Origin of the sequence: Flavobacterium aquariorum (assembly GCF_003254745.1) — a bacterium.
GTDB classification, from domain to species: domain Bacteria; phylum Bacteroidota; class Bacteroidia; order Flavobacteriales; family Flavobacteriaceae; genus Flavobacterium; species Flavobacterium aquariorum.
In genome coordinates this window covers 1-26,614 of the sequence record NZ_QKXH01000013.1, presented here as the reverse complement: position 1 = coordinate 26,614, position 26,614 = coordinate 1, and the positions used below count along the sequence as shown (strand labels likewise).

26 protein-coding genes are annotated in these 26,614 nt (G+C 32.7%); 22 read left to right on the top strand and 4 right to left on the bottom strand.

Annotation, left to right across the window (positions count from 1 at the left end; genetic code table 11):
* The first annotated feature begins 326 nt into the window (after window positions 1–326).
* From DOS84_RS17305 to DOS84_RS17210, 20 genes are all read left to right on the top strand, one after another.
* The gene (locus DOS84_RS17305) at window positions 327–2,720 is read left to right on the top strand and encodes a glycosyltransferase (RefSeq protein WP_111411361.1); all 2,394 of its coding nucleotides are present in this window, start codon (window positions 327–329) and stop codon (window positions 2,718–2,720) included.
* A gap of 147 nt (window positions 2,721–2,867) precedes the next feature.
* Complete coding sequence (locus DOS84_RS17300; protein WP_111411360.1) at window positions 2,868–3,353, top strand: PA2169 family four-helix-bundle protein; 486 nt, start codon at window positions 2,868–2,870, stop codon at window positions 3,351–3,353.
* A gap of 49 nt (window positions 3,354–3,402) precedes the next feature.
* Entirely contained in the window at window positions 3,403–4,197 is a 795-nt protein-coding gene (locus tag DOS84_RS17295; protein WP_111411359.1) for an MlaE family ABC transporter permease, read from the top strand.
* Between the two features lie 3 nt (window positions 4,198–4,200).
* The gene (locus DOS84_RS17290) at window positions 4,201–4,977 is read left to right on the top strand and encodes an ABC transporter ATP-binding protein (protein WP_111411358.1); all 777 of its coding nucleotides are present in this window, start codon (window positions 4,201–4,203) and stop codon (window positions 4,975–4,977) included.
* Window positions 4,978–4,997: 20 nt separating this feature from the next.
* Window positions 4,998–5,765: an MlaD family protein gene (locus tag DOS84_RS17285; protein WP_111411357.1), complete on the top strand. Its 768-nt coding sequence runs from the start codon at window positions 4,998–5,000 to the stop codon at window positions 5,763–5,765.
* A 134-nt stretch (window positions 5,766–5,899) separates the two neighbouring features.
* Entirely contained in the window at window positions 5,900–6,388 is a 489-nt protein-coding gene (locus tag DOS84_RS17280; protein ID WP_111411356.1) for a hypothetical protein, read from the top strand.
* Window positions 6,389–6,397: 9 nt separating this feature from the next.
* Entirely contained in the window at window positions 6,398–6,622 is a 225-nt protein-coding gene (locus tag DOS84_RS17275; protein ID WP_111411355.1) for a hypothetical protein, read from the top strand.
* Window positions 6,623–6,637: 15 nt separating this feature from the next.
* Complete coding sequence (locus DOS84_RS17270; protein ID WP_111411431.1) at window positions 6,638–7,045, top strand: hypothetical protein; 408 nt, start codon at window positions 6,638–6,640, stop codon at window positions 7,043–7,045.
* 99 nt (window positions 7,046–7,144) lie between these two features.
* Window positions 7,145–7,591, top strand: coding sequence for a low affinity iron permease family protein (locus DOS84_RS17265; RefSeq protein ID WP_111411354.1), 447 nt, complete (start codon window positions 7,145–7,147; stop codon window positions 7,589–7,591).
* A 140-nt stretch (window positions 7,592–7,731) separates the two neighbouring features.
* Window positions 7,732–7,917, top strand: a complete 186-nt coding sequence (locus DOS84_RS17260) for a CsbD family protein (RefSeq protein ID WP_111411353.1) — start codon at window positions 7,732–7,734, stop codon at window positions 7,915–7,917.
* A gap of 92 nt (window positions 7,918–8,009) precedes the next feature.
* Window positions 8,010–8,474, top strand: coding sequence for a sll1863 family stress response protein (locus DOS84_RS17255; protein WP_111411352.1), 465 nt, complete (start codon window positions 8,010–8,012; stop codon window positions 8,472–8,474).
* A 69-nt stretch (window positions 8,475–8,543) separates the two neighbouring features.
* Window positions 8,544–8,699, top strand: a complete 156-nt coding sequence (locus DOS84_RS17250; protein WP_111411351.1) for a lmo0937 family membrane protein — start codon at window positions 8,544–8,546, stop codon at window positions 8,697–8,699.
* A gap of 157 nt (window positions 8,700–8,856) precedes the next feature.
* Complete coding sequence (locus DOS84_RS17245; RefSeq protein WP_111411350.1) at window positions 8,857–9,123, top strand: YtxH domain-containing protein; 267 nt, start codon at window positions 8,857–8,859, stop codon at window positions 9,121–9,123.
* Between the two features lie 156 nt (window positions 9,124–9,279).
* Window positions 9,280–9,546 (top strand): hypothetical protein, encoded by a 267-nt coding sequence (locus tag DOS84_RS17240; RefSeq protein WP_111411349.1) that lies wholly within the window; start codon window positions 9,280–9,282, stop codon window positions 9,544–9,546.
* 200 nt (window positions 9,547–9,746) lie between these two features.
* Window positions 9,747–11,441 carry an Ig-like domain-containing protein gene (locus DOS84_RS17235; protein ID WP_111411348.1) on the top strand — a complete coding sequence of 565 codons (1,695 nt, stop codon included), beginning with the start codon at window positions 9,747–9,749 and terminating at the stop codon, window positions 11,439–11,441.
* 185 nt (window positions 11,442–11,626) lie between these two features.
* Window positions 11,627–12,100 (top strand): nuclear transport factor 2 family protein, encoded by a 474-nt coding sequence (locus DOS84_RS17230; protein ID WP_111411347.1) that lies wholly within the window; start codon window positions 11,627–11,629, stop codon window positions 12,098–12,100.
* Between the two features lie 2 nt (window positions 12,101–12,102).
* The gene (locus tag DOS84_RS17225) at window positions 12,103–12,546 is read left to right on the top strand and encodes a DinB family protein (RefSeq protein ID WP_111411346.1); all 444 of its coding nucleotides are present in this window, start codon (window positions 12,103–12,105) and stop codon (window positions 12,544–12,546) included.
* A gap of 347 nt (window positions 12,547–12,893) precedes the next feature.
* Entirely contained in the window at window positions 12,894–15,128 is a 2,235-nt protein-coding gene (pflB, locus tag DOS84_RS17220) for a formate C-acetyltransferase (protein WP_111411345.1), read from the top strand.
* Window positions 15,129–15,232: 104 nt separating this feature from the next.
* Entirely contained in the window at window positions 15,233–16,015 is a 783-nt protein-coding gene (gene pflA / locus DOS84_RS17215; protein ID WP_111411344.1) for a pyruvate formate-lyase-activating protein, read from the top strand.
* Window positions 16,016–16,044: 29 nt separating this feature from the next.
* Window positions 16,045–17,214, top strand: a complete 1,170-nt coding sequence (locus DOS84_RS17210; protein WP_207802073.1) for an OFA family MFS transporter — start codon at window positions 16,045–16,047, stop codon at window positions 17,212–17,214.
* Window positions 17,215–17,313: 99 nt separating this feature from the next.
* Here the strand turns inward: DOS84_RS17210 and DOS84_RS17205 are convergent, their stop codons facing one another.
* The 4 genes from DOS84_RS17205 to DOS84_RS17190 form a co-directional block, all read right to left on the bottom strand.
* The gene (locus DOS84_RS17205) at window positions 17,314–18,204 is read right to left on the bottom strand and encodes a Ppx/GppA phosphatase family protein (RefSeq protein ID WP_111411342.1); all 891 of its coding nucleotides are present in this window, start codon (window positions 18,202–18,204) and stop codon (window positions 17,314–17,316) included.
* Between the two features lie 52 nt (window positions 18,205–18,256).
* A complete protein-coding gene (gene ppk1, locus DOS84_RS17200; protein ID WP_165830461.1) occupies window positions 18,257–20,332 on the bottom strand; it encodes a polyphosphate kinase 1 in 2,076 nt (691 codons plus the stop codon).
* Window positions 20,333–20,338: 6 nt separating this feature from the next.
* Complete coding sequence (locus DOS84_RS17195; RefSeq protein WP_111411340.1) at window positions 20,339–20,824, bottom strand: SixA phosphatase family protein; 486 nt, start codon at window positions 20,822–20,824, stop codon at window positions 20,339–20,341.
* A 374-nt stretch (window positions 20,825–21,198) separates the two neighbouring features.
* Window positions 21,199–21,699: a CAP domain-containing protein gene (locus DOS84_RS17190; RefSeq protein WP_111411339.1), complete on the bottom strand. Its 501-nt coding sequence runs from the start codon at window positions 21,697–21,699 to the stop codon at window positions 21,199–21,201.
* Window positions 21,700–22,920: 1,221 nt separating this feature from the next.
* Between DOS84_RS17190 and DOS84_RS17185 the strand changes: the two genes are divergently transcribed.
* Together DOS84_RS17185 and DOS84_RS17180 are read left to right on the top strand one after the other, a co-directional pair.
* On the top strand, window positions 22,921–23,499 hold the full coding sequence (locus DOS84_RS17185; RefSeq protein WP_124020659.1) for a hypothetical protein: 579 nt from the start codon (window positions 22,921–22,923) through the stop codon (window positions 23,497–23,499).
* Between the two features lie 57 nt (window positions 23,500–23,556).
* Window positions 23,557–26,614: VWA domain-containing protein (locus DOS84_RS17180; RefSeq protein ID WP_124020658.1), on the top strand; the 3,058-nt coding region annotated here is incomplete at its 3' end.

Here is a 26,614-nt window from a genome sequence, read left to right as displayed (position 1 = left end):
TGTTAATTTATGTAGCAGTGAGATTCAATCCGTTGCAATATAATGAATCGAACGTCTTAACAAAATAATTTTCAATCTGCAACAATGAAACCAACCACGGAAGCAATCATAGTTAAAAGTTAACATCCTACTTTTTGCTATAATCAATACAAGGAGTGACAGCAATAATACTACAGTTACTACAATATCATAACTACTTAACAACATGTAAATAATGTAACTAATTTAAAAAGTTTCATAATCGTTTTAATTATTATAAATAGACCTTTATAATCCTTGTAATTCCAAGTTTTTCAAAAAAGAATTAATGCTTAATACCTTTAAAGATGAGAAATAGTATCGACACACAGAAAGTTAAAATCCTTCCAATAGGAGTATTAAATACAGAACTTAAACCCACAGTTATCAATCATTTGATCCCTAATACTGTCGCAAAACTTCCCGAAATATTATTCATTACCACTTTTCCTCCTAGAGAATGTGGTATTGCGACCTATTCCCAGGATTTGATTAAATCATTAAATAATAAGTTTAGGAATTCATTCAGCGTAAAAATTTGTGCATTGGAATCGGATGATGCAAAACATCATTATACTGAACCAGTAAAATATATTCTCAACACCGATGAACCAAATTCTTTCAGCAATTTGTCCGAAAAAATCAATGCCAATAATTTGATTCAAATGGTATTGCTTCAGCACGAGTTTGGGCTTTTTCGAAATAATGAAGATCATTTGATACAGTTTTTATATAAAATTACAAAGGCTTCTATAATTGTATTTCATACTGTATTACATAATCCTAATGATTCTTTAAAAAAAAATGTTCAACTTTTAGCACAGCTGGCTCATTCGATAATTGTGATGACCCATTCCGCAGCTTTAATCTTGAAAAGTGATTATGGGGTCGATCCAGAAAAAATATCGATAATACCTCATGGAACTCATTTGGTACCCCATTCTGATAAAGAACTTTTGAAAGAAAATTATAATTTGTCAGGGAAAAAAGTACTTTCAACTTTTGGATTATTAAATTCAGGTAAAAGCATCGAGACAACACTTGATGCTATGCCAAGCATTATCAAAAAAAACAAGGATGTTTTGTTTTTAATAATTGGTAAAACACATCCAACTATAGTAAAAGAGGAAGGCGAAAAATATAGAGGGATGCTGAACAAAAAAATTAAAACCTTAAAATTGGAAAACCACGTATTATTTGTGAACGCCTTTTTACCTCTCCCCCAACTTTTAGACTTTTTGCAGCTTACGGATATTTATTTGTTCACTTCAAAAGATCCTAATCAAGCCGTAAGTGGAACTTTTTCCTATGCCATAAGTTGTGGTTGTCCAATTATCTCCACTCCCATTCCACATGCATGCGAAGTGCTAAGTGATGGTGCTGGAGTCATAATCGATTTTGGAAATTCAAAGCAATTGGCCAAAGAAGTAAATCGTTTGTTACTGAATAATAAATTAAGAAAAAACATAAGCGCAACCGGATTGCATAAAATTGTGCCCACATCCTGGGAAAACTCAGCAATCGCCCATGCTTTATTATTCGAAAAAATAGGTGATAAAAATTTGACTTTAGAATATAAAATTCCTGAAATCAATTTAGACCACATCAAAAGATTAACAACCGATTTTGGTATGATCCAGTTTTCTATTATCAATCAACCCGACCCAGAATCAGGATATACCATAGATGACAATGCTCGTGCCATGGTAGCAATGTGCGAACATTTTGAATTAAAGAAAGATAAAACCGATTTAGAGTACATCAAAATCTACTTGAATTTTATCACCTCTTGTCTACAGGACGATGGTTCTTTTCTAAATTATGTAGATGAGGATGGTGATTTTACAACCCAAAACTACGAGACTAATCTTGAAGATTCTAATGGTAGAGCCATTTGGGCTTTAGGTTATTTGATTTCTTTAGAACCAATTTTACCGGTTGCATTGGTTGAAAAAGCAAAAAAGACTATAAAACGAGCTTCTGTCAATATTTTAAAAATGCATTCGACACGTGCAATGGCTTTTGTCATCAAAGGCCTTTATTATGCCAATACAAAAGAAAAATCAAAGCAAAATACTGCAATAATAAAAGAACTTGCCGACAGAATGATTCAAATGTACAAACATGAATCGAAACCCAATTGGAACTGGTTCGAAAGTTATTTGACATACGGCAACAGCATTTTGCCAGAAGCAATGCTTTGCGCTTATTTGACTACCGGTGAGACAAACTATAAAGTTGTAGCCAAAACTTCATTTGACTTTCTTTTGGGCAAAATTTTTATAGACAACAGCATCAAAGTAATATCCAATAAAGGATGGATGATGAAAGATAACAGTGCAAAAACTCGAGCAATTGGAGGGGAACAACCCATAGATATTGCATATACTATTTTGGCGTTAAGCAAATTTTCAAAAGCTTTTAATGACCCGGGATACAAGCGAAAAATAAAAATTGCTTTCAGTTGGTTCTTGGGAAACAACCATCTTCACCAAATTATTTATAACCCGTGTACTGGCGGTTGTTATGATGGATTAGAAGATACTTACGTCAATTTGAATCAAGGCGCTGAATCCACCGTAAGCTATTTAATGGCGAGATTATGCATAGAAAAAAATACTCGAAAGTCTTTTCTAAATACACTAAATGGTTCTCAAAAAGAACTTTATTCCAAATTAAACCATAAAAAAACATTGGTATAATGTGTGAAATATATAAGATTTACTTAAAGTTATGAAACACTTATTGGTACTAAACTATTGAACTTTGTGTAGTGAAAATTTTGCTTTTTTGATATCAAACAGTCCAATCTAAATGATATCAAACAGTCCAATCTAAATTTGAATCCGATGAATAAGAAAAAATCTATTGATGCTTTAAATGCTTTTATCCAGATAAATAACAACCGATTTGAAAGTTACATAATGGCCGCAAAACAAATCAATGAATACGATTTAATAACGTTGTTTACAGGATTTCAAGAAAAAAACAAACGATACAAAGCCGAATTGGTTTCTGAAATACAAAAATTAGAAGGAAAACCGACTATGGAATCCCCCGTAATTTTATTAATTTCTAAAATTTACAGGGAAGTGAGATCAAAATTTAGAACTAAAGATCGTGAAGATATTCTAAATAGATGTGAATACGATGCTGATGTCACCCTAAAAAAATACACCAAAGTTTTGAGTGATAATATAGATCATTTATCTCCGAAACATCTAAACATAATTAAAGCGCAACATCAATCCATAAAGAAAGATCATGATACCTTACAAGGTCTTGGTGATTTGTTGGTGACTTGCAGAAAATTCAATTTAGAAACTCAAACTTAACGACTATCCAATTGCTTAATCAACTCTACAACTCCATTTTTTTTAAATCATGAATAGTTCTGCAAAAATTATAAAAGTATCGATTGTAAAAACCTATCTGAAAAACATTTTTGAAGATATTGGAAAGGCTACACTATTCGCAACACGATTTTTTAAAGAAGTTGTGAAGACCTCCTTCGAATTCAAAGAATTTCTTTGGCAGTGTTATGCTATTGGATACAAATCCTTACCCATTGTAAGTATAACTGCTTTTATAATGGGTTTAGTGCTTACCATACAATCTCGCCCAACAATGGCGAAGTTTGGTGCCGAGTCATGGTTACCCAGTATGGTTGGACTTTCACTAATACGGGAAATTGTACCCGTAATCACGGCATTAATTTGTGCCGGTAAAATTGCGTCTGGAATAGGAGCCGAATTAGGTTCTATGAAAGTTACTGAGCAAATTGATGCGATGGAAGTTTCGGCTATAAATCCTTATAAATATTTAGTGGTAACCAGAATTATGGCAACCACAATTATGATTCCAATTTTGGTTATTTACGCTGATTTTATTGGCGTTTTTGGTGGATATATTGGTTACAACATTCACGAAAACATGGGCTTTTACCGTTATTTCTCCAATGTATTAGAACATCTAGAATTTCTGGACATTCTACCAGCGATAGTAAAGACTTTTTTCTTCGGATTTGCTATTGGTCTAGTGGGCTGCTATAAAGGATTTAATGCCGAAAACGGAACCGAAAGTGTTGGAAAAGCAGCAAACACAGCAGTCGTTACCGCTTCTTTAAGCATCTTCATCCTTGATATGATTGCCGTGCAAATAACCGACTTATTTTATTAAATTATGACACAGGCAAAACCATTAAAGAATAAAAAAACGACAACAGATTCAGCGGAAACAATTCTGGAACTAAAAAATGTCTGCAAATCTTTTGGAGATAATGATGTTCTAAAAGGCCTAAATTTATCTGTAAAAAAAGGCGAGAATTTGGTTATTTTAGGCCGATCAGGTTCTGGAAAATCAATAGCTATAAAATGTTTAGTAGGCTTAATTCATGTAGATGAAGGTGAAATCAAAATTTTCGGAACTGATATCACCGAATTAAGGAACGATGATTTAAACGACATCAGAGTTCGAATAGGTTTTCTTTTTCAAAATGGTGCTTTATATGATTCCATGACTGTTAGACAAAATTTGGAATTTACCTTAAAACATCACTCTCCGAATGTATCCTCTGCTGAAGTTGACGAAGCCATTCTAGAAGCACTGGAAAGTGTAGGCTTAGAAGAAGCCATTGACAAAATGCCATCCGAATTGTCTGGCGGTATGCGAAAAAGAATTGGTTTAGCCAGAACAATTATTATTAAACCTGAAATTATTTTGTATGACGAACCTACCACGGGATTGGACGCTATAACCTCAAGAGAAATTAGTGAACTGATATTGTATGTTCAAAAAAAATACAAAACAACTTCTATCATTATTACGCATGATATGGCCTGCGCCAAAATAACGGCTAACCGAATTATGATTTTAAAAGATGGTGTAATCTGCGCAGAAGGCAGTTATGCCGAATTAGAAAAAAGCGAAGACGAATGGGTTCGCTCTTTTTTCATCTAACAAATAAAAATACTCAAATTATGTATAAAGAATCAGGGTTTACATGGAAATTAGGAATGTTTGTAACTATCGGGTTGATTCTCTTTGTTGGTACAATATATTTTGTTGGTAAACAGAAAAATTTATTTGGTTCAACTTTTACACTGCAATCACAATTCAAAACTGTAACAGGACTAAAGGTGGGAAATAATGTTCGATTCTCAGGTATAAATGTGGGAACCGTAAGTGAAATTGAACTTATTACTGATTCTGCTGTTGTAGTCAAATTAGTTTTGAAAGAAGATGTGCGACGCTTTATAAAAACAGACGCCAAAGCCAGTATCGGTTCTGATGGTTTGATGGGTGATAAAGTGCTGACAATATCGCCAGGAACAACATCAAAAAATACCGTAAAAGACAATGCCACGATCGCCTCTGTCACAGCAATAGAAATAGAGGATATAATGAAAGGGGTAAAAACGACAGTTGATAATGCCGCTGTAATTACAGACCAATTAGCAGAGTTCAGTTTTAAAATAAACAACGGAAAAGGCACTTTATCCAAACTGTTAATGGATGAGCATATGGGCAATAAACTGGATGCAACCATGACGAACCTAGAAAAAGGAACCAAGGGTTTTGATGATAATATGGAAGCAGCTAAACACAACTTTTTGCTGAAAGGCTATTTTAATAAAAAAGAAAAAGCCGCGGCCAAGAAACAAGAAAAGATCCAAAAAGAAAAAGACAAAGCCAAAAAACAAGAAGAAAAGAAAAAAGATGAAGATTTGGAATCAAAAGAAAAATAATCAGTGAATTATGAAATCTTTACTTGAAATGATATAACAACGTTTGAGTGTTTGTGAATGAACTTTGTACTGTCAGATTTATAAGGAGAATAAATAGCCTCATTAATGAATGATAAAAAAATAAAAACACAAAAATGAAAGCACTAAAACTAATTGCCCTAGCCCTATTCTTTTTTGCATCAACTGCAAATCATGCGCAAGTATCCGTAAACGTAAATATAGGAGCGCCGCCTCAATGGGGACCCGTTGGCTATACTCAAGAAGTATCGTATTATTATATACCAGATGTGCAATCCTATTATGATATACATGCACAACAGTTTATCTTTTTAAACAATGGAGTTTGGATCAGATCTCGCAATTTGCCTAATCGTTATAGAAATTATGATTTGTACAATGGATACAAAGTAGTATTAAATGATTATCATGGTTCAAGACCTTATACCCATTACAAAGAGCATAAAGTAAAATACTACAAAGGCTATAATAAGGGACATCAGGAAAACTATAGAACAGCATCTAATTACAATAAACATGATAACGGTAATCATAATGAAAACCACGACAATCATGGTAATAATAATGGCAATGGCAACAAAGGTCATAAAAACGGTAAACATTAATTAGCAAAAATGGAAGCTGTAAGTGAACTAAACAACCGAATCTTGAAGACCACAATGTTGATACGAATGGACTATCCTGAACTATCAAAATATCTTCTAGAAATGCCAGAAACCATTCCAGTCATTGACAATCCTGAAATGAACAAAAAAGTTCTAAATGAATATCTAAATTCTTTAAAAGAAATTTTAGATAAATATGCTCCAAATCACGGAATTGATATTGCAAAAATTTGAAAAATGAAAATGAAAATGAAAACGACAACAAATAAAGAATTAGGCATTTGGATGGATCATTCAATAGCACACATTATTGTATTTACAGATCAATGGAATGAGTTAAAAACAATTGAATCTAATTTTACGCATCATGATAAGGCAAATAGCCTTGCGAAAAGTGAATCTCTTTTTCATAACAAAGAACAACAATTACAAGCAGAATTTTATAAAAAATTGGAAGATGTTATCTTGAATTATGATGATGTATTGCTATTCGGTGCGACGAATGCCAAAACTGAACTATTCAATAGAACTCAAAAAGATAAACGATTTACCGATATAAAAATAACGATCAAAGAAGCGGATAAAATGAATACCACTCAAAAGAAAATTTTTATTTCAAACTATTTTGAAAAAGAAAAAGCTTCAACGTTATCATAAAAAATTAAATTTAAGACAACCTGATCGTTCGTTAAAAATTTAGGAAAAGCTCTGCTATTAAATTAGCAGAGCTTTTTATACTTTCTAAAATAAAATATCATGAATAAAATATATAGCCATACGGAAAATCTTTTTGAAAAATTGGTCTCTGTGGCAACAACAATATTAGGAAACTCAATTTCGTTTTTAATTGCATTATGCTTAGTACTGTTTTGGTGGATCAATAGTTTATTCATAAAAAATGATGCGCATCTTATTATAGGTGATATCATTTTTGGAGTTACTTTCCTGAGTTTATTCATTATCCAAAAATCGTTTAATAGATTCTCGGCTTCATTACATCTAAAAGTAAACGAATTAGTTTCTTCACATGAAACCGCTAGTAATGCAGTTATGAATGCAGAAATCAAAACAGAAAGAGAAATAACCGAATTATCCAAAGAATATTCTGATCTGGCTGAACAAATCAAAGAGTTGGATGAAGAATTTACAGATGAGTTCAATAAAGAACAGGAGAAAGCTTTTGATAAAAAAGAAATTATATAAAATATGATATCGATGAAAGATTACTATACAAAAAACCGTAAATGATATAAGTCTTTGCGAAAATTTTGTAACCTTTTTATTTCGAAATATCCCCAACTTTGTAATGTTGTGAAAATGGTTTCACACTTAATTATAACAAAATGAACACAACAGAACTAAAAGGAAATTGGGACGAGCAAAAAGGAAAATTGAAACAAAAATTTGCTGCTTTGACGGATAATGATTTATTATTTGTTGAAGGAAAAAAAGATGAAATGCTGGGAAAACTTCAAGTAAAATTGGGAAAAACCAAAGAAGAGCTTCACAAAATTATTCAAGCACTTTAGTTAGTTGCAATAAATTGTATCCATCTGATTCTTAAATCGTATAAGATGGATACAATTTTTATCAAAAAAATATAATCTTTAAATATATTAATATGAAAAAATCAATTTTAACCCTTGCAATTGCAGCTTTCCTAATTGGATCGGTAGTCACGAGTTGTAAACCAAATACAGAAAAAGAGCAAGCTGCCCAAGATAGTGTTGACAGCGCGAAAGTTGCCGTAACAGAAGCCGAAGAGGATTTGGACGAAGCCAAAAGAACCGCAACAGCCGAAGAATGGCAAGAATTCAAAGATTCTACTGACGCAAAAATCGAAGAAAACAATGCCAAAATAGCCGAATTGAAATTGAAAATCAAAAAAACGGGAAATGACATCGATAAAGCATATCAACGAAACATTGATACAATTGAACAAAAAAACAAGAATCTGAAAGCAAAAATGGATTCCTATAAAAATGATGCTAATAGTGATTGGCAATCTTTCAAGAGAGAATTCAACCATGATATGGACGAACTTGGACAAAGCTTAAAAGACTTTACCGTAAATAATAAAAATTAAACAAAAACGTTATATAGTTGTAATAGTGATGATTGCAACTAATTATTAATTTTCTAAAAAACATAAATCATGAGCAATCTTCTTTATACAGTAGCAGTAATACTAATTATTTTTTGGGCCATAGGATTTTTTGCCTATAGTGTAGGATCCATAATTCACATATTGCTTGTTATTGCAGTAATTGCAATAATATTAAGAATAATTCAAGGCAGAAAAGTTTTATAATAAATCTTAAAAAAAACAGAAATATAAAATCGCCACTAACAACATGTTTGTTGCAAACAATTGAAGTTCATCAAAAAACGTGAAAATAAAATAGTAAGGCATAAACACTAATCAAAAAAGGTGATAATATATCTTTAACAAATAAATTTTACATATTATGAAAGCAAATAAAATCGCATTAGGACTTTTGGGTGGTTTGGCCGCAGGAGCAGTAGTAGGAATATTGTTTGCTCCCGCAAAAGGTGCAGATACAAGAAAAAAAATTCAGCAAAAAGGCAGTGATTATGCCGATAATTTGAAAGATAAATTCGAAAATCTATCTGGATCATTAAAAAGTAACTATGATAAAATAGTTCATACTGGAAAAGACTTTGTTGCTGAAAACAAATCAAAATTTGATGATATTAAAAGCATCAATCCATAAACTTTAATTATTACGACAGTAACAATAGAAATATTTTTTTAAAAAAAAATACGCTATTGTTACTGTTTTTTTTTATTATAAATAAATGAAGCTCGCTTTTATTATTGGATTGTATTCTATGCAGATTTGCGGTTAAATTTTAAAAAAACAAAATGTATGGATTCAATAAATAAAGATAAGTTGTTAAACGTCAATAAAAAATTAGTTTTTCAAGTTCAACAGAATGAAAATAAAGTTGTAAAATTGCTTTTAGATAACAAAAAATTAGTCTGTAAAAATGATGAAAATGAAAAATGTATTGCAGAATTAAAAAATATCAATAAAGTATTAATGTTTCATTACCAGAAAAATAAAATGTGTAATGAAGAGTTGATTATTGCCAATAGAGAACTTCTTATGCAAAATAAAGAAAAAGTAAAATAAAGGTAGTATATTATTTTTTTATCTAAGAAAATGAAAAGTCAAATTGTACGAAATACAATTTGACTTTTTTTATGGAGTAAATAGTAAAGCAATTAATTTTTTGATTACTGTGAATTATGCAACTACCACATGTAATTCTGTAACATTCTTTTAAGGTAATCCATTCATCTTTGTGCATAAATAATTAAATCCCAAAAAAAATGAATACTAAAAAACTAATAACGACAATTGCAATAGCACTTGTTGTTTTAATAACCGGATGCTCAAAGGATGATGTACAGCAAACTATTGGCGAATCGCCAGTTGTAGCAAATGTTAATCCAGAAAATGGAACTATAAATGTTCCTCTAAGTAAAGCTATCTCAGTTGATTTCAGTCAAGAGATGAAAGCTTCTACTTTCGATTCATCTTCTTTTACAATACAAGGATCAACATTAGTTGCCGGAACAGTTTCAATTAGTGGAAAAACAGCTACGTTTATTCCAACTGCTCCGCTTACCGCCAATACAACGTACACAGGTACTATTAAAACAACTGTAAAAAATCTACTTGATCAAGCCCTAGAGGCAGATTATGTTTGGACTTTTAGCACCGGAACCACACTAAACCCAATGGTGCTTTCGACGGATCCTATCAATAAAAGTATCAATGTAGTTCTTAATAAAGTAGTTGCTGCTAATTTTAATATGAGTATGAATCAATCTACAATTAACACAAATAGCTTTATAGTTAAACAAGGAGCAACAGTTGTTACAGGAAGTATTTCATATATAGGAACAACAGCTTATTTTAAACCAAGTGTTTCTTTAATGGCAAACACGCTGTACACAGCTACAATTACCACAGAAGCCAAAAATATACAAGGAACGGCATTAAGCTCCAATTATGTTTGGACGTTTACTACTGGCGCCACAACTGCACCAACGGTAGTCTCTACTGATCCTCTGGATAATGCGACAGCAACACTGCTTAATAAATCGATATCTGCTACTTTCAGTATCGCTATAGATCCTAAAACCATAAATGACAAAACATTTACTGTAAAAAACGGAACTACAGCACTGGTAGGAATTGTTAGCTATTCAGGTACGACAGCTACTTTTGATCCAAGTTCTGATCTTTTGCCTGGAACTATTTATACAGCAACAATTTCTGGTGCCAAAAACATGGCGGGTGTTGCATTGGCCAACGATTATGTTTGGAATTTTAGCACAAGTTCATCATTAGTCGGTAACACCGTAAATCTTGGATCAGCAGAAAGATTCGGAATTCTGGCGGGTGTTGGAGTAAGTAATAATGCAGGTTTTAGTGAAATTAGAAATATGGATGTAGGAATAAGTCCAGGGGTTCGTTCTTCGGTAACTGGATTTCCACCTGCAATCATAGTTGAAGGTGCTATTTATGCATCTGATGATATTGCTCCTCCTGGGATAGGTGCGATGCTGATAAAAGCCAAACAGGATTTGACAAATGCCTATCTATTTGCTGAAGGCGCTTCAACACCAGCACCAGCAACTGTATCTGGTGACCAAGGAGGTAAAACACTGGCTCCAGGTATTTATAAATCGACTTCTACACTTTTAATACAATCTGGAGATTTAACTCTTGACGCACAAGGAGATGCTAACGCAGTTTGGATTTTTCAAGTAGCCTCAGACTTCACAACTGTTGGCGGAGCTGGTGGAAATGTAATTCTAAGCGGAGGTGCTCAAGCCAAAAATATCTTTTGGCAAGTGGGTAGATCTGCAACAATTGGGAACTATACCATTTTTAAAGGAAATATTTTGGCATTGACTTCCATAACATTGAATTCACATGCTACGGTCCAAGGAAGATTGTTAGCGCGAAATGGTTCTATTGTAATGACACATACTAACATTATCTCTAAGCCATAAATATTTTGGCCATAAATAGCAACTCATAATACAAAGGATAGGTAATTTAAAAAGCCTATCCTTTTTTGTTTGGAAAAAAATAAGGTTGCCAAGTATACAATAAGGGCTGTGTTTCAAATATTGATAAGAAAATGGTTCAATTAGTATGAAAAAAAATACTATTTTTACTTTTAAATTTTATTAAAATGAATCCACACGAACAATTAATACTTAAGTTCTATACTGCTTTTGCAAATGCTGATGCCAAAAAAATGTGTGAATGTTATCATCCCAATATTCAATTTCAAGATCCTGCATTTGGCATTTTAAAAGGAAATGATGCTTGCCAAATGTGGAATATGTTAATTGAAAAAAGTAAAGGAAATATCAAAATTGAATTTTCAGATATTAAAGCGGATGATTATTTTGGGACAGCCAAATGGATTGCCACCTATAATTTTAGTAAAACCAATAGAAAAGTAGTTAATGTTATTCATGCTGAATTTAAGTTTCAGAATGGTTTAATTATTAGACATACCGATAATTTTGACCTTTGGAAATGGTCTAAACAAGCATTAGGGTTGAAAGGTTTTTTGTTGGGATGGACTGGTTTTATGCAAAAGAAAATCCAAGAACAAGCGTTAACTTCTTTAAAAAATTATAGTAAAACAATTTCATAGAAATGATAGAGACCTTAAAAACTTTGTTTATCAGAGACCTAAATAGACTTAAACTAGAAATTGAATCATACCAAACAGAAACTAAAATTTGGTATATTGAAAAATCTATTTCCAATTCTGCCGGAAATCTTTGCTTGCATTTAATAGGGAATTTAAATACCTATATAGGAGCTCAAATTGGGAAAACAAGTTATATCAGAAATCGTGAAATGGAATTTTCCAATAAAGACATTCCAAAAGAAACTCTCATTGCCCAAATAGAAGCAACAATACAAATTGTTAATGATGCTCTTTCACTTTTAACGGAAGAAGATTTAAAAAAAGAATATCCAATTTTAGTTTTTGAAGGTAAAACTTCAACAGAATTTATTTTAGTTCACCTCACAACACATCTTGCCTATCACTTAGGACAAATAAATTATCACAGGCGATTACTTGATAATTGAGTTCAAAACCTAATTCCTTTTATCAAGAATATTTTTTTTAATTATATAATCTTAATTTTATTGATAGCTAGTTCTCGTGGAGATAATATATTTGAAATTTAAAAAATTTTAACCCAAATAAACTGATTAAATATATTCACTATAATTTTTATCGATAACGTAATAGCTTTTAAGAATAGTCATTAAAACAAAGTAATATTTAAACAAACAACTACTTACAAATGAATATTTTAATTATTATCTAAAAATTAATCTGCACGTCCATTCAGTCTGAAAAATTAGTAAATTTACTAGTGTAAAACCAGTTTTTTACAAAACTAAAACGTTAACTGATAATTATTATCGAAATGAAAAGTACAACAGAAACACTATATTTTAAAACCGGAAATTGGAATAATACAATTGATGTCTATGATTTTGTATTGAAAAATATTACTCCTTATGAAGGAGATTCTAAATTCTTGGTGGGACCATCAGAGAAGACAAAAACACTGTGGAATGTTTGCAAAGAAAATTTACTTCAGGAAAGAAAAAACAATGGCTGCTTGGCAATTGACACCAATGTTATTTCAAATATAACCTCATTCGGACCAGGATACATTAATAAAGAAAATGAAGTTATTGTAGGTTTACAAACCGATGTTCTTTTAAAAAGAGCTATGAAGCCTTTCGGCGGTATTAAATTGGTAGAATCTGCAGTAGCAGAAAGAGGATTGAAGGTTTCTGACGAAGTGGTTAAAATTTTCAATTACGCAAAAGACCATAACCAAGCTGTTTTTAGTGCTTATGATAGCGAAATTAGAGCCTATCGTTCAAAACACTTATTAACTGGTCTGCCTGATAATTATGCTAGAGGAAGAATCATTGGTGATTTTAGAAGAATTGCGCTTTACGGAGTGGATCGTTTGATTGAACACAAGAAAAATGATTTTGCAGCTGTATCTGGGGAGATGACCGATCACAAAGTGCGTCTTAGAGAAGAAATTTCAGAGCAGATCAAAGCATTGCAGGATATGAAAATTATGGCCAATTCTTATGGCATTGATATTTCTGTTCCTGCTACAAACGCCCAAGAAGCGGTTCAATTTACTTACTTAGCTTATTTGAGCGCAGTAAAAGAACAAGATGGTGCTGCTATGTCACTTGGTAATGTATCATCATTTTTGGATATTTATATAGAAAATGATTTAAAATCAGGTCTAATCACCGAAGAAGAAGCGCAAGAGTTTATAGACCAGTTCGTTATGAAACTGCGTTTGGTTCGTCACTTGCGTCCAGGTGCATACGATGAAATCTTTGGTGGTGACCCAACTTGGGTAACAGAGGCCATCGGTGGACAACTTAATGATGGCAGAACTAAAGTAACCAAAACCTCTTTTAGATTTTTGCAAACACTTTATAACTTGGGAGCTTCTCCTGAGCCAAATTTGACTATTTTGTGGTCTCAAAATTTACCAATTGGTTTTAAAGATTTTTGTGCTCAAGTTTCTATCGACACATCATCTCTTCAATATGAGAATGATGATTTGATGCGCACCAATAGGGGTTCTGATGATTATGGAATTGCCTGCTGTGTTTCTTACCAAAAAATCGGAAAAACAATTCAACATTTTGGAGCTCGTGCCAATTTACCAAAAGCCCTACTTATGGCTTTGAATGGCGGTAGAGAAGAAGATAAAGGATCAGTCGTTATTAGAAATATTCCACAAATGGAGGATGGTGTTTTAGACTATGACTCTGTAATGAATATGTTCAAAATTACTTTGGCTGAAGTAGCAAGAGTTTATGCCAAATCAATGTACATCATTCATTATATGCATGATAAATACTATTACGAAAGAGCTCAAATGGCTTTGATCGATAGTGACCCAAACATTGATATTGCTTATGGAGCCGCTGGAATTTCTATCATCGCCGATTCACTTTCAGCAATTAAATATGCTAAAGTAACTCCAGTAAGAAACGATATCGGATTGACAGTAGATTTTAATATAGAAGGTGATTTTCCAAAATTCGGTAATGATGATGACAGGGTCGATAGCATTGCCCAAGAAATCACTACTATTTTTATTGACGAATTAAGAAAACACAGAGCCTATAAAAATGCCACTCCTACCCTATCTTTATTGACTATTACTTCAAATGTGATGTATGGTTCCAATACAGGTTCGACACCAGATGGCCGTAAAGCTGGTGAAGCTTTTGCTCCTGGAGCAAATCCAATGCATGGCAGAGATGTAAATGGCGCTATTGCTTCCTTAAATTCTGTAAGTAAATTGAGTTATGAAGATGCTCAAGATGGTATATCTTATACATTTACGATGGTACCAAAATCTTTAGGATCAGACAAAGAAGAACAAATTTCAAATTTGGAAACTATCTTAGACAGTTATTTTGGAAAAAATGCACACCATTTGAATGTAAATGTTTTGGATAAAGAAACCTTAATGGATGCTTACAATCACCCTGAGAACTATCCTCAATTAACCATTAGAGTTTCTGGTTATGCAGTGAATTTCGTTAGATTATCCAAAGCACATCAATTGGAAGTTATTACGAGAACTTTTCACGAAACAATGTAAATTAACACTGAACTATAAATTTTTGAATTAAACCACATTAACCTGTCTAAAGAAAACTAATTTAGTTTAATTTTTAGACAGTTTTTTTTAATCTTCTTTTTCGAATGTACTTTCCACAGCAAGAATATATTGACGATTCCATCGACGCACACAATCCAGACTTATTACGAATCCATTCCATAGAAACATTAGGAACCCATGATGGGCCCGGAATTAGAATGGTTGTTTTTGTACAAGGGTGCCAATTCAGATGTTTGTATTGCCAAAATCCTGATACTTTGGATATTCATGGTGGTTCTTTTTTGCCTATAGAGGAATTAATCGAAAAGGCATTACACCAAAAATCCTATTTTGGAAAAAAAGGTGGCATAACCGTCTCAGGAGGGGAACCTTTATTGCAACGCGAAAAACTAATTCACTTTTTCGATCGTTTACATGAAAATGGAATTCACACCTGCTTAGATTCTAATGGAAGAGTTTTAGACTCCAAAACAGAACAATTATTGGAAAGAACCGATTTATTGCTTTTGGATGTCAAGCACATTAACAAAGAATGGCACAAAAAGTTAACAGGACTAAAAAACAAAACCACTTTGCGAGTAGCGGAATACAGAGAAAGTACTGGTAAACCAATGTGGTTGCGTTATGTTTTGGTCCCAGGTTGGAGCGATCAAGAAGAATATCTGCATGAATGGGGGCGACATTTCACTTCATATAAAACAATAGAAAGAGTTGAAATTATTCCTTTCCATCAATTGGGAAAACACAAATGGGAAATTTTAGGTTTAGAATATCAATTAGCTGATACACTTCCGCCTACTGCAGAAGAAGTAAACAAAGCTGCCGAAATATTCAGACTTTATTTCAAAAATGTAAAAATCAAATAAGGTCTTTATAACTTTACAATATTACAATCATGTCAAAAAATAAATATTTGATTGTATTGGCAGGAATGATTATGCAACTGTCAATCGGGTCTATTTATGCTTACAGCAAATGGATCGAACCCTTATCAAAGGAATTAAACTGGGATGCTCACGATACTAAAACAGGTTTTAGCTTAGCTATTTGCTTTTTAGGATTAACAGCTGCTTTTATGGGCAAATTTGCTCAAAAAGTTGGACCAACAAAAGCTGGATTAATAGCAACCCTATTTTTAACTATTGGCTTATTGGGCAGTGCTTTGGCAGTCAAAATGGGTTCCATCTATTTGTTCTACTTAACTTTTGGGGTTTTACAGGGAATTGGTTTAGGATTTGGCTATATCGTTCCTGTTTATACTGTTGTAAAATGGTTTCCTGACCGTCCAGGAACGGCTTCTGGGATTATCATTATGTCTTTTGCATTGGGTTCTTTATTGGCTTCTTTCTTAATAGGTCCTTTGTATACTTCAATGGGACTGTCTGGCGCTTTTTCTACATTAGGGATCGGTTACGGAATTTGTATGCTATTGAGTGCTTTATATTTGTCCGACCCAATAATCACCACTAAAAATCAATATGCACACATAGATTTAACTCCAAAACAAATTATAACAGATAAACGTTTTATTGCATTATGGTTATTACTATTCCTAAACGTATGTGGAGGAATTGCAATAATCTCTAAAGCTGCAATTTTAGGAGAAGAAGTTGTTGGTATGAGTTCTACACAAGCTACAATGTTTGTGGCTATCATCGGCTTGTTTAATGGATTGGGGCGTTTGTTCTGGTCGAGTATTTCGGATAAAATAGGCTGTTGGAGAACATTTATGATTTTTGTCGGAATAAACGCTGCCTGCTTCGCATTAATACCTACTTTTTCAACCAATCGAATCTCGTTCCAAGCACTGACATTCATTATTATTGCAGGATATGGGGCTGGCTTTGCAACCATGCCGTCTTTTGTAAAAAATATTTTCGGAACTGAAAAATATGGTCAGGTTCTTGGTTACACATTAACTGCCTGGTCAGCCGCAGCTTTTGTGGGACCATTATTATTAGGCTTAAGCACCGAAATCACAATTTTCTATCTGTTTGCCATATTGCTTGTTATCGCTTTGTTTGTTGGATTGTGGCTAAAAAGTCTTTTATTAAAACTTACTTAATACTATTCAGAAAATAGTTTATAAATAAAAAGCAGTCTACAATTAGACTGCTTTTATATTTATTCTGGTATTATAATATGATTAATGAATCAATTTCAATTATACTTTTCCATAGTACATAGCTTTTACAATCCCATCCGAAAGTCCAATTTTTGGAACATAAATCTGTCTGGCCCCACTCCATTTCATAGCATTTAGATAAATACGAGTTGCTGGAACAATTACGTCAGCTCTGTCAGGATTTAAACCTAATTGAGAGATTCGTTGCTCATAGGATAGCGAACTTAAATAAGCATATTGAGAGTTCATATATATGTATGATAGAGGCTTTTCTTGAATTTTACCCGACATTTTGAACAATTTGTTAATATTTCCACCAGATCCTATTAAGGTAACCTCTTCATAATCTGCAGTATTATTTTTAATCCATTTTTCAATTTCATCCCAGACTACGTCACAAACCATATCATTTAGCAATCGAACCGTTCCTGCTTTGAACGATCTTGAATTCACCATTTTTCCGTTAGAGAACAATGTGAATTCAGTACTTCCCCCGCCAACATCAACAAAGAGATAGGTTTCGTCAGTTTTTAATAAATGATGCAAATCTGTGGAAGCTATAATGGCTGCTTCTTTTTTACCGTCAATAATTTCTATTTTAATGTCTGCTTTCTTTTTTATTAAAGCCACCACTTCTTTTGCATTATAGGCTTCACGCATTGCCGATGTTGCAAATGCCATATATCGCTCTACTTTGTGCACTTTCATTAACAGATTGAATGCTTTCATGGCATCAATCATTCGATCAATATTTTCAGGGGAAATTTCCCCTACTGTAAAAGCATCCTGCCCCAAACGAATTGGCACACGTACTAGTGAACTCTTATTGAATTGTGTCTCCTTCCCTTCTTCTTCTACAATATTGGTAATTAATAAACGCATAGCATTCGACCCAATATCAATAGCAGCGTATTTTTTAATTTTAATCATATTCTCTAGGATGCGATTTATGGTTTAGAATAAATTCTATTCTTGCGTTATTTTAATCTTCTTTTAATTCCCCTATCAATTCAACTTTTCTCAAGTAATAGTTATAAGTTTCCAGCTGGGCTCTAAAAATTGGATTATCATTTCTTATCCTATATTTATTATCTAGCTTATAGGAATGAAACCTTGCTTTTACATTTCCTTTCCAACCAATATCAAAATTTTCAATCAATTCATTTTTTATTTCTTGATCATAAATTGGACATGTAACCTCTACTCTTGCATCTATGTTTCTAGTCATAAAATCGGCTGATGAAATATAAACTTCGGTAAATCCAGCATTACCAAAAATATAGACTCTTGAATGTTCTAAATAGTTATCAACTATACTAATAGCTTCAATATTTTCACTCAATCCTTTAACTCCAGGAATTAATGAACAAATACCTCTTACTTCCAATTGAATTTTTACACCAGCTTTGCTCGCTTCATATAATTTATCGATCATAGCCAAATCAGACAAACTATTCATTTTTAATTTCATGTAAGTCTTTCTGCCCGCTATGGCGTGCGCAATTTCTCGATCAATCAGTTTCACAAATCGATGTCTTGTATATTGGGGCGACACAATAAGGTGTTTATAGCGCTGCACTTTATAATTGATATCAAAAAATTCAAATATTTTTGATATATCTTTTAATATTTGAGGATGACACGTAAAAAGTGTTACATCGGTATAAATTTTTGCAGTTGCCTCATTAAAGTTTCCAGTCGAAATAAAGCCATATCGTTTTATTTTGTTTTTCTCCATTCTTTCAATCACACAAACTTTACTATGAACCTTCAATCCTTTTATCCCGAAAATAAGTTGAATCCCTTCAGTTTGCATTTGTTCGGAATAAGAAATATTGGATGCTTCATCAAATCTGGCCTGCAATTCTATTTGAACAATTACTTTTTTTCCATTTTTGGCCGCATTAATCAAAGAACTTATAATTTGAGAATTTTTGGCTAATCGGTATAAAGTAATTTTGATTGAAGTTACTTTTGGATCCAAAGCAGCTTCACGCAAAAATTTTATTAAATATGCAAACGATTGATATGGTGCGTTCAATAAATAATCTTTTTGGGCAATTTTTTCCAAAATACTGCCTTCAAGACTTAAACCAGGTATCGGGAGAGGATCATTTTTTTTATATAATAAATCAAATCTACCAAGATTCGGAAAATCCATATAATCCCTTCTATTATGATATCTTCCCCCCGGAATAATACTATCCGTAGAATCAATACTCATTTTGTCCAGAAAAAATTTTAATGTGTCCTTATCGATTTCTTGATCATAAATAAAACGAACTGGTTCCCCTATTCTTCTGTCTTTTACACTGGATGATATTTTTTCAAGCATACTTTTGCTCAGATCACTATCAATATCCAACTGAGCATCTCTTGTTATTTTAATCATATGAGCCGAAACACTTTCGTAATTGAAAATATTAAAAATACTGCTCAAGTGCATCCTAATGACGTCGTCAATCAGAATGACATATTGCTTTTCATTATTAGAAGGCAATACCACGAAACGATTAATCATTTTAGGAATCTCAATAATGGCGTAACGAACTTCTAGATTTTTTTTCATCACGAGTTTTACGGCCAAATATCCCAATGAATCTTTAAGAACAGGAAATTCTGCTAAATCATTTAATATAATGGTAACAAGCTCTGGACTCAGCTTTTGAATAAAAAATTCTTTTAAAAAAGCTTCTTGCTCCTTATTAATGTCATTTTCGTGGATAATAAAGATATTCTCGGTTTCTAATTGCTCTTCTATATTACTAAGAATTCTTAAACTTTCGGATTGCTGTTGGATAACAATCTCTGTTATATCTTTAATTAATTGTTGCGCAGTAACCCCGCCAAAATATTTTTCGCCAGAAATACCACTCAAACTCAAGCGCCTTATAGCAGCAAAACGAACTCTGAAAAATTCATCTAAATTATTGGAAAAAATCCCGAGAAACCTTAACCTGTCTAATAATGGAACTGAATCATCTGCAGCCTCTTGTAAAACTCGAGCATTAAAAGCCAACCAGCTTTTCTCTCTATCAATATATTTATGTTCAAACACTTTTATTTATTTTAAATCTCTGGGGAATAGTATTTTTTTTGTCTTGCCTTTACTAATAGTGTCCCAACTCTCATTATCAAATTCTATATGAACAAATCCAGCTGTAGGAACATTATCTATGTAAACATCCCCAAATTTATTAACAAAATTTGTAATAGCCTCGTTGTGTCCGAATATAATTATACTATCATAACCATTATTATATGATTTGATAACTTTTTCCAATTTTCTCTCATCAAAAGTATATAGCTCATCCTTATATATAATGCTTTCCAAGGGAAAATTTATATTTTGAGCAAAAATTAATGCCGTTTCTATCGCTCTTTCAGCTGTACTACTCCAGATGCTAAAAGTTTTGGGCAAATATTTAACAGCATGAGAAGAAACTAAATGAGCACTTTGCATTCCTTGTGAAGTCAACGGCCGATCTTTATCATGTAAAGGTGCTTCCCAACTAGACTTTGCATGCCGAATTAAAATTAAATTTTTCATACATCATAACTTTTTATTTATAAAACAAAAAAGACCTCACAATAAAAATAATTATTTGAAAATCAATAAATTAATTATTTTAATTAGGCTAGATTTCAATTATATAAATTAACTAGAAAATCTTAGGGAGATACAATTTACAAAAAAAAGTTTAGAATCTTAGTTTTAATTTTCATTTAAAGCTAAATATGAAATTTGATCAAGTTTTAAAAAATAAACTTCCAGCAATAATAATACAATACAATTTCATTGTTAGTTATTGAGAAGAATTAACAATGAAAAATTCTTCTTTCACATATATCATTTAAATTAATTAACAAAAAAAGCTGTCAAAAATTGACAGCCTCATTACAAACATACAAAACAACCAAAATTTAGATTTTTACAAAAATATTTGTATAATATTTTCTTCCATTAACCGGATTCTCTCTTATAGACAATCCAAAATTGGTAAAATCACCTTCAATATTTTCTCTATGGCCGGGACTATTCATCCAGGCATCAAATGCAGCTTGTGCACTATTATAATTATATGCAATATTTTCACTTACCTTCACTGCACCTAATGCTTTTATTATGTTTTCTGATCGTGCTACAAAATCGTTATGATTGACAACGTTATTTGCAATCATATACGCATCATGTTCTTCTGATTTATAGGAAACATGGTTTATTTTTTCCAGAGCGTTTAATCCGATACTCACCCTATAATTATTTATTAATTTCATTGTTTCCAATTCCATAGGACTATAATCATAAACAGTAATTATTGGTAATTTTGCTTCGGTTTTATTTGAACTATCTTCAGATGAACAAGATGTCAAAATGGCAAACAAAAAGCCAATGACAACAAAACGAAAAAATCTTTTATTCATAACTATTATAGATTTGAATTTAAGGTAGATGTGGGGCAAAAAGCTTAAATTATTAATAAATTTCACTATTCAAATAAACAACATATTCGTTTAAGTGCAAAAAATAATCGACGAAATACATAATATTTACTTTTATTAAGGATAAATTCTGTAATTTTAAACTTAACTAATTAATTTACAAACAGATAACCTTAAACAGATTTTTAATAAAATTTCAAGTTATAATCTCTTCAAAAATTAGAAATTTCGAAGATGCTAAATCATACTTTTCAGTAGTACGTTTAAATTTAAGATTGCCTAACTTTTTAATAATCATTTTAGTTTTAAACAATAAACTAAACAATCTTTTAAATTAAAGTCAAAACATTGATTTACAGCTGATTTAAGGATTTTAATTATTCCATTGTCACCATTTATTATAAGCATATTTTTTATATTAAAAGTGGCACATTCTTAAACTATTCGTATCAGAAGACATCTTTTTTTAAAGACAATTAAATATAATTAACATTTTTAAGAATCTTTTTGTTATAAAAAAGTAAAAACATCCTAAAAAATACATATTTTTTTAAGGTATTTTACTTATATTTTTAACTCTTCAACGAGTATTTAGGTTTTTCAAAGACAATCAGATTGTATTATGAACATTCTTTATAAATTTGATATAGAAATAGTTTATTAGTTTTTTAACCCCAAATAAAAAACTTTATAAAAACCTGCTACAAGCTTTAAGCCTGAAACTGAAAATTTTGATCGTATTCCCAAATCTCAATCAAGATTAAATGCAAAAACCTACTACAATTGTCTGTTAAGCAAACATTTGTTAGCTTATAAGAAAAAAAAGATTTTTGATTGTAATCCCAAATCTCAATCAAAACTAAATTGTCAAAAAAACCTACTTCAATTCATTGTTAACTGACATCAGTTTCAATTTTGACAAAACAAAATTTTAATTTGATTTAATTCCCAAATCTGAATCAAAATAAAATTAGTAAAAAACCTACTTCAATATTATTGTTAACTGATATTGTGTTTCATTTTTCCAGGAGACAAAGCAAAATTTTAATTTGATTTCTTACCCAAATCCAAATCAAGTCAAAATTGTCTTTCTCGAACCTACTACATGTATTAGCTTTTAGTTTGCCTATTCATTATTTGGCAAAATCAATCAAATTTTCAACTCTATTATTAACTATAATTTCAATTAAAAAAACTAAGAATATGAAACCTAAAACTACGCTAAACCTATTCAAAAACTTTTTAGCAATTGAACTTAAAAAACATATTTTATTGTTTTTAGCATTTGCCTTTAAAAAAGTATCACTGAAACCTTCAATGTTATTTTATGCTATAATTTTTGTATTAAATAGCTCTATTACTTACTCTCAGTCTAGCTCTTGTAAAGCAACACTTCAAGCAGAAAAAAACAGATTTACTCAAAGTGTTCCTCCAGAAGGAACATCCTATACAATGCAAATTTCAAACACTGGATCATCAAATTCAACCTACACTTTGAGTTCCTCAAATGTAAATAGCAATTGTTCAAATAATGACGGAAGTAATGTCTCTGGCAATGTAAATTTAAACATCTCCTTTTCTGACATTGCTCTAAATCCAATCTCCGAAATTTCATTGAGTCCTGGAGAAACAGTCAGTTTTTTTGTAAACGTAAAAATTCCAACGGGAACGGCTGTCAGCAAATGGAACTGTACTGAAATAACCGCTACAGCCACAGCTTGCTCTTCTTACAAAGTCAGTACAATTCTACACACTTTAGTTAGTGATCCTAATCAAGAATAATTGTTAAGAATCCATACTTATAATACTTAGGTTATTCACCTTAATATAGTTAAAAAAATGAAAAAACTTTTACACTTCAGCAATTATATACAAGGATTAAAAAAAGAATTATTTGTAATTCTTTTAATTCTGACAACTGTACTTAGTTCTGCACAAACAATTACCCCCACAAAAACAGTGACGGTCCGACCAGGAGTTTGTGGAAAAATTGATGTAGAACTAAAAATTCAAGGCGCAAATCCAGTTTCAAGACCTCTTGAAGTAGTTTTGGTAATCGATGTTTCTGGAAGTATGGGTGATGGTAACAACCCAAAACCTTTAGCCCATGCACAAGATGCGGCCATAGATTTTATAAATAAAACTTTTCTAGCTGCTAATAATCCAACTGGGAAAAACAAAATTTCCATCGTTAAATATAGTAATACGGCTACAATTGTAAAGCCATTGACTTTATCAAGCGGCCAAGCCGATTTAATAAGTGCTATAAATGCATTGACCGCAAATGGTAGTACAAATATTCAAGATGGTATTAAAAAAGCAGACGATGAGCTAACAGCCCATGGAACATTTGATTGTGTAACTTCTAGAAGTATTGTTTTATTAACAGACGGTGTTGCCAACAGAACTGGTAATGATCAATCTTGCACGGCAGGTCAAGGCGGGAGTTGTATCCAGTCAGCTATAACAGCCGCCACTGATGCTAAAACAACAACAGTTTCAAGTGTGGTATATAATAATCAAATATTTAGCGTAGGTCTTTTTGGTGCTATTTCTGGTACTGATCAAACTAATGCTGAATACACCTTGCATAATATTCAATCTGCAGGAGAATACTTCACGGAAACTGGAGCAGATCTTACTGGTATATACTCAACTATATTTACACAACTATCTTGGGTAGCCCAACAAATTACTGGTACGCCATTTGACAAAGAAACCGTAAGTACTGATTTTACAATTGGTGCGATTACCCCTTCGAAAGGAACAGCATCTGTTTCTGGACAAGTGATTTCTTGGAATATAGATTTCTTAAATGTTGAAACTATTACCTTAAAATATGAATTGACTCCTAAATCAAATGTATGTGGAACTAAAACTGTTAGTACTTCAAGACTTGATTATAAAAATTCAGCATGTACCAATACATTCTTGGACATTACAACACCTTCCACAAATATCCCCTGCCCTTCCGTTACTTTAGCTTCGCAAACTAATGTGAATTGTTTTGGTGATACTACTGGTGCAATAACAATAAATAATGCCACAGGAGGGACAGGCCCTTATACATATGCATGGAAAAAAAATGGGTCTGCATATGCAACCACTCAAAATTTAACTGGATTAGGAGCCGGTACATATACAGTCATTGCTACAGATGCTAACGGTTGTGCATCAAGCGAATTATCAATTACTATTACTCAACCAAGTGCCGCTTTAAGCATTGCATTAAATTCGCAAACCGATGTTAAGTGCTATAATGATACTACTGGAGCCATAGATTTGACTATCTCCGGTGGAACTTCTCCTTATACTTATACCTGGAAAAAAGACGGAAACGCAATCGCTGCCACCACACAAGATTTATCTGGAATTGGTGCCGGAACATATGAAGTAACCGTAACCGATGATAAAGGTTGTAAGGCGACTAAATCAATCACAATAAATCAGCCAAACGCCGGATTAAGTATTGCAGTAACTTCGCAAACCGATGTTAAATGCTATAACGATACTACTGGAGCAATAGATTTGGCTGTCTCCGGAGGAACTTCTCCTTATACTTATAGCTGGAAAAAAGACGGAAACGCAATAGCTGCCACCACCCAAGATTTATCTGGAATTGGTGCCGGAACATATGAAGTAACCGTAACCGACGACAAAGGTTGCAAGGCGACTAAATCAATCACAATCACTCAACCGAGTGCTGGCTTGAGTATTGCGGTAACTTCGCAAACCGATGTTAAATGCTATAACGATACTACTGGAGCCATAGATTTGACTATCTCCGGTGGAACTTCTCCTTATACTTATAGCTGGAAAAAAGACGGAAACGCAATAGTTGCCACCACCCAAGATTTATCTGGAATCGGCGCCGGAACATATGAAGTAACCGTAACCGACGACAAAGGTTGCAAGGCGACTAAATCAATCACAATAAATCAACCGAGTGCTGGTTTAAGTATTGCATTAACTTCGCAAACCGATGTTAAATGCTATAATGATACTACTGGAGCAATAGATTTGACTGTCTCCGGAGGAACTTCTCCTTATACTTATACCTGGAAAAAAGACGGAAACGCAATAGCTGCCACCACCCAAGATTTATCTGGAATCGGTGCCGGAACATATGAAGTAACCGTAACCGATGATAAAGATTGTAAGGCGACCAAATCAATCACAATCACTCAACCGAATTCTGCATTAACCTGTTCAATAGCCCAAGACAAAGCTGTCTCTTCAAATGGGCTAAGCGATGGGCAAGCAACCGTTACTGCAATAGGTGGTAACGGAGGTTACACTTACCTATGGGATAATGGCGAAACTACACAACAAGCATCGGCTCTTAACGCGGGATTACACAGCGTTACGGTTACAGACTCCAAAGGCTGTAAAACCACATGCGAAATCACAATCACACAACCTGATGTGTTGTCCTGCAGTATTATACAAAATGCTCCAGCCAAGTGTTATGGTGATAGCAATGGTGTGGCAACCGTTACTGCCATTGGCGGAAACGGGAATTACACCTACTTATGGGATAATGGAGAAACCACTGCACAAGCCGTTGGTTTAAACGCAGGTTCACATATCGTTACAGTAACTGACAAATTAGGATATAAAACAACTTGTAATGTAACAATTGGACAACCAGAAACAGTGCTAACCTGTTCAATAGCCCAAGACAAAGCCGTCTCTTCAAATGGGCTAAGCGATGGGCAAGCAACTGTTACTCCAATAGGTGGTAACGGAGGTTACACTTACCTATGGGATAATGGCGAAACTACACAACAAGCAACGGCTCTTAACGCGGGATTACACAGCGTTACGGTTACAGACTCCAAAGGCTGTAAAACCACATGCGAAATCACAATCACACAACCTGACGTGTTGTCCTGCA

Excerpts from the sequence above, each read along its gene's own strand:
- DOS84_RS17305 (WP_111411361.1), top strand. The coding sequence starts at position 327 with ATGAGAAATAGTATCGACACACAGAAAGTTAAAATCCTTCCAATAGGA.
- DOS84_RS17300 (WP_111411360.1), top strand. The coding sequence starts at position 2,868 with ATGAATAAGAAAAAATCTATTGATGCTTTAAATGCTTTTATCCAGATA.
- DOS84_RS17295 (WP_111411359.1), top strand. The coding sequence starts at position 3,403 with ATGAATAGTTCTGCAAAAATTATAAAAGTATCGATTGTAAAAACCTAT.
- DOS84_RS17290 (WP_111411358.1), top strand. The coding sequence starts at position 4,201 with ATGACACAGGCAAAACCATTAAAGAATAAAAAAACGACAACAGATTCA.
- DOS84_RS17285 (WP_111411357.1), top strand. The coding sequence starts at position 4,998 with ATGTATAAAGAATCAGGGTTTACATGGAAATTAGGAATGTTTGTAACT.
- DOS84_RS17280 (WP_111411356.1), top strand. The coding sequence starts at position 5,900 with ATGAAAGCACTAAAACTAATTGCCCTAGCCCTATTCTTTTTTGCATCA.
- DOS84_RS17275 (WP_111411355.1), top strand. The coding sequence starts at position 6,398 with ATGGAAGCTGTAAGTGAACTAAACAACCGAATCTTGAAGACCACAATG.
- DOS84_RS17270 (WP_111411431.1), top strand. The coding sequence starts at position 6,638 with ATGAAAACGACAACAAATAAAGAATTAGGCATTTGGATGGATCATTCA.
- DOS84_RS17265 (WP_111411354.1), top strand. The coding sequence starts at position 7,145 with ATGAATAAAATATATAGCCATACGGAAAATCTTTTTGAAAAATTGGTC.
- DOS84_RS17260 (WP_111411353.1), top strand. The coding sequence starts at position 7,732 with ATGAACACAACAGAACTAAAAGGAAATTGGGACGAGCAAAAAGGAAAA.
- DOS84_RS17255 (WP_111411352.1), top strand. The coding sequence starts at position 8,010 with ATGAAAAAATCAATTTTAACCCTTGCAATTGCAGCTTTCCTAATTGGA.
- DOS84_RS17250 (WP_111411351.1), top strand. The coding sequence starts at position 8,544 with ATGAGCAATCTTCTTTATACAGTAGCAGTAATACTAATTATTTTTTGG.
- DOS84_RS17245 (WP_111411350.1), top strand. The coding sequence starts at position 8,857 with ATGAAAGCAAATAAAATCGCATTAGGACTTTTGGGTGGTTTGGCCGCA.
- DOS84_RS17240 (WP_111411349.1), top strand. The coding sequence starts at position 9,280 with ATGGATTCAATAAATAAAGATAAGTTGTTAAACGTCAATAAAAAATTA.
- DOS84_RS17235 (WP_111411348.1), top strand. The coding sequence starts at position 9,747 with ATGAATACTAAAAAACTAATAACGACAATTGCAATAGCACTTGTTGTT.
- DOS84_RS17230 (WP_111411347.1), top strand. The coding sequence starts at position 11,627 with ATGAATCCACACGAACAATTAATACTTAAGTTCTATACTGCTTTTGCA.
- DOS84_RS17225 (WP_111411346.1), top strand. The coding sequence starts at position 12,103 with ATGATAGAGACCTTAAAAACTTTGTTTATCAGAGACCTAAATAGACTT.
- pflB (WP_111411345.1), top strand. The coding sequence starts at position 12,894 with ATGAAAAGTACAACAGAAACACTATATTTTAAAACCGGAAATTGGAAT.
- pflA (WP_111411344.1), top strand. The coding sequence starts at position 15,233 with ATGTACTTTCCACAGCAAGAATATATTGACGATTCCATCGACGCACAC.
- DOS84_RS17210 (WP_207802073.1), top strand. The coding sequence starts at position 16,045 with ATGTCAAAAAATAAATATTTGATTGTATTGGCAGGAATGATTATGCAA.
- DOS84_RS17205 (WP_111411342.1), bottom strand. The coding sequence starts at position 18,204 with ATGATTAAAATTAAAAAATACGCTGCTATTGATATTGGGTCGAATGCT.
- DOS84_RS17195 (WP_111411340.1), bottom strand. The coding sequence starts at position 20,824 with ATGAAAAATTTAATTTTAATTCGGCATGCAAAGTCTAGTTGGGAAGCA.
- DOS84_RS17190 (WP_111411339.1), bottom strand. The coding sequence starts at position 21,699 with ATGAATAAAAGATTTTTTCGTTTTGTTGTCATTGGCTTTTTGTTTGCC.
- DOS84_RS17185 (WP_124020659.1), top strand. The coding sequence starts at position 22,921 with ATGAAACCTAAAACTACGCTAAACCTATTCAAAAACTTTTTAGCAATT.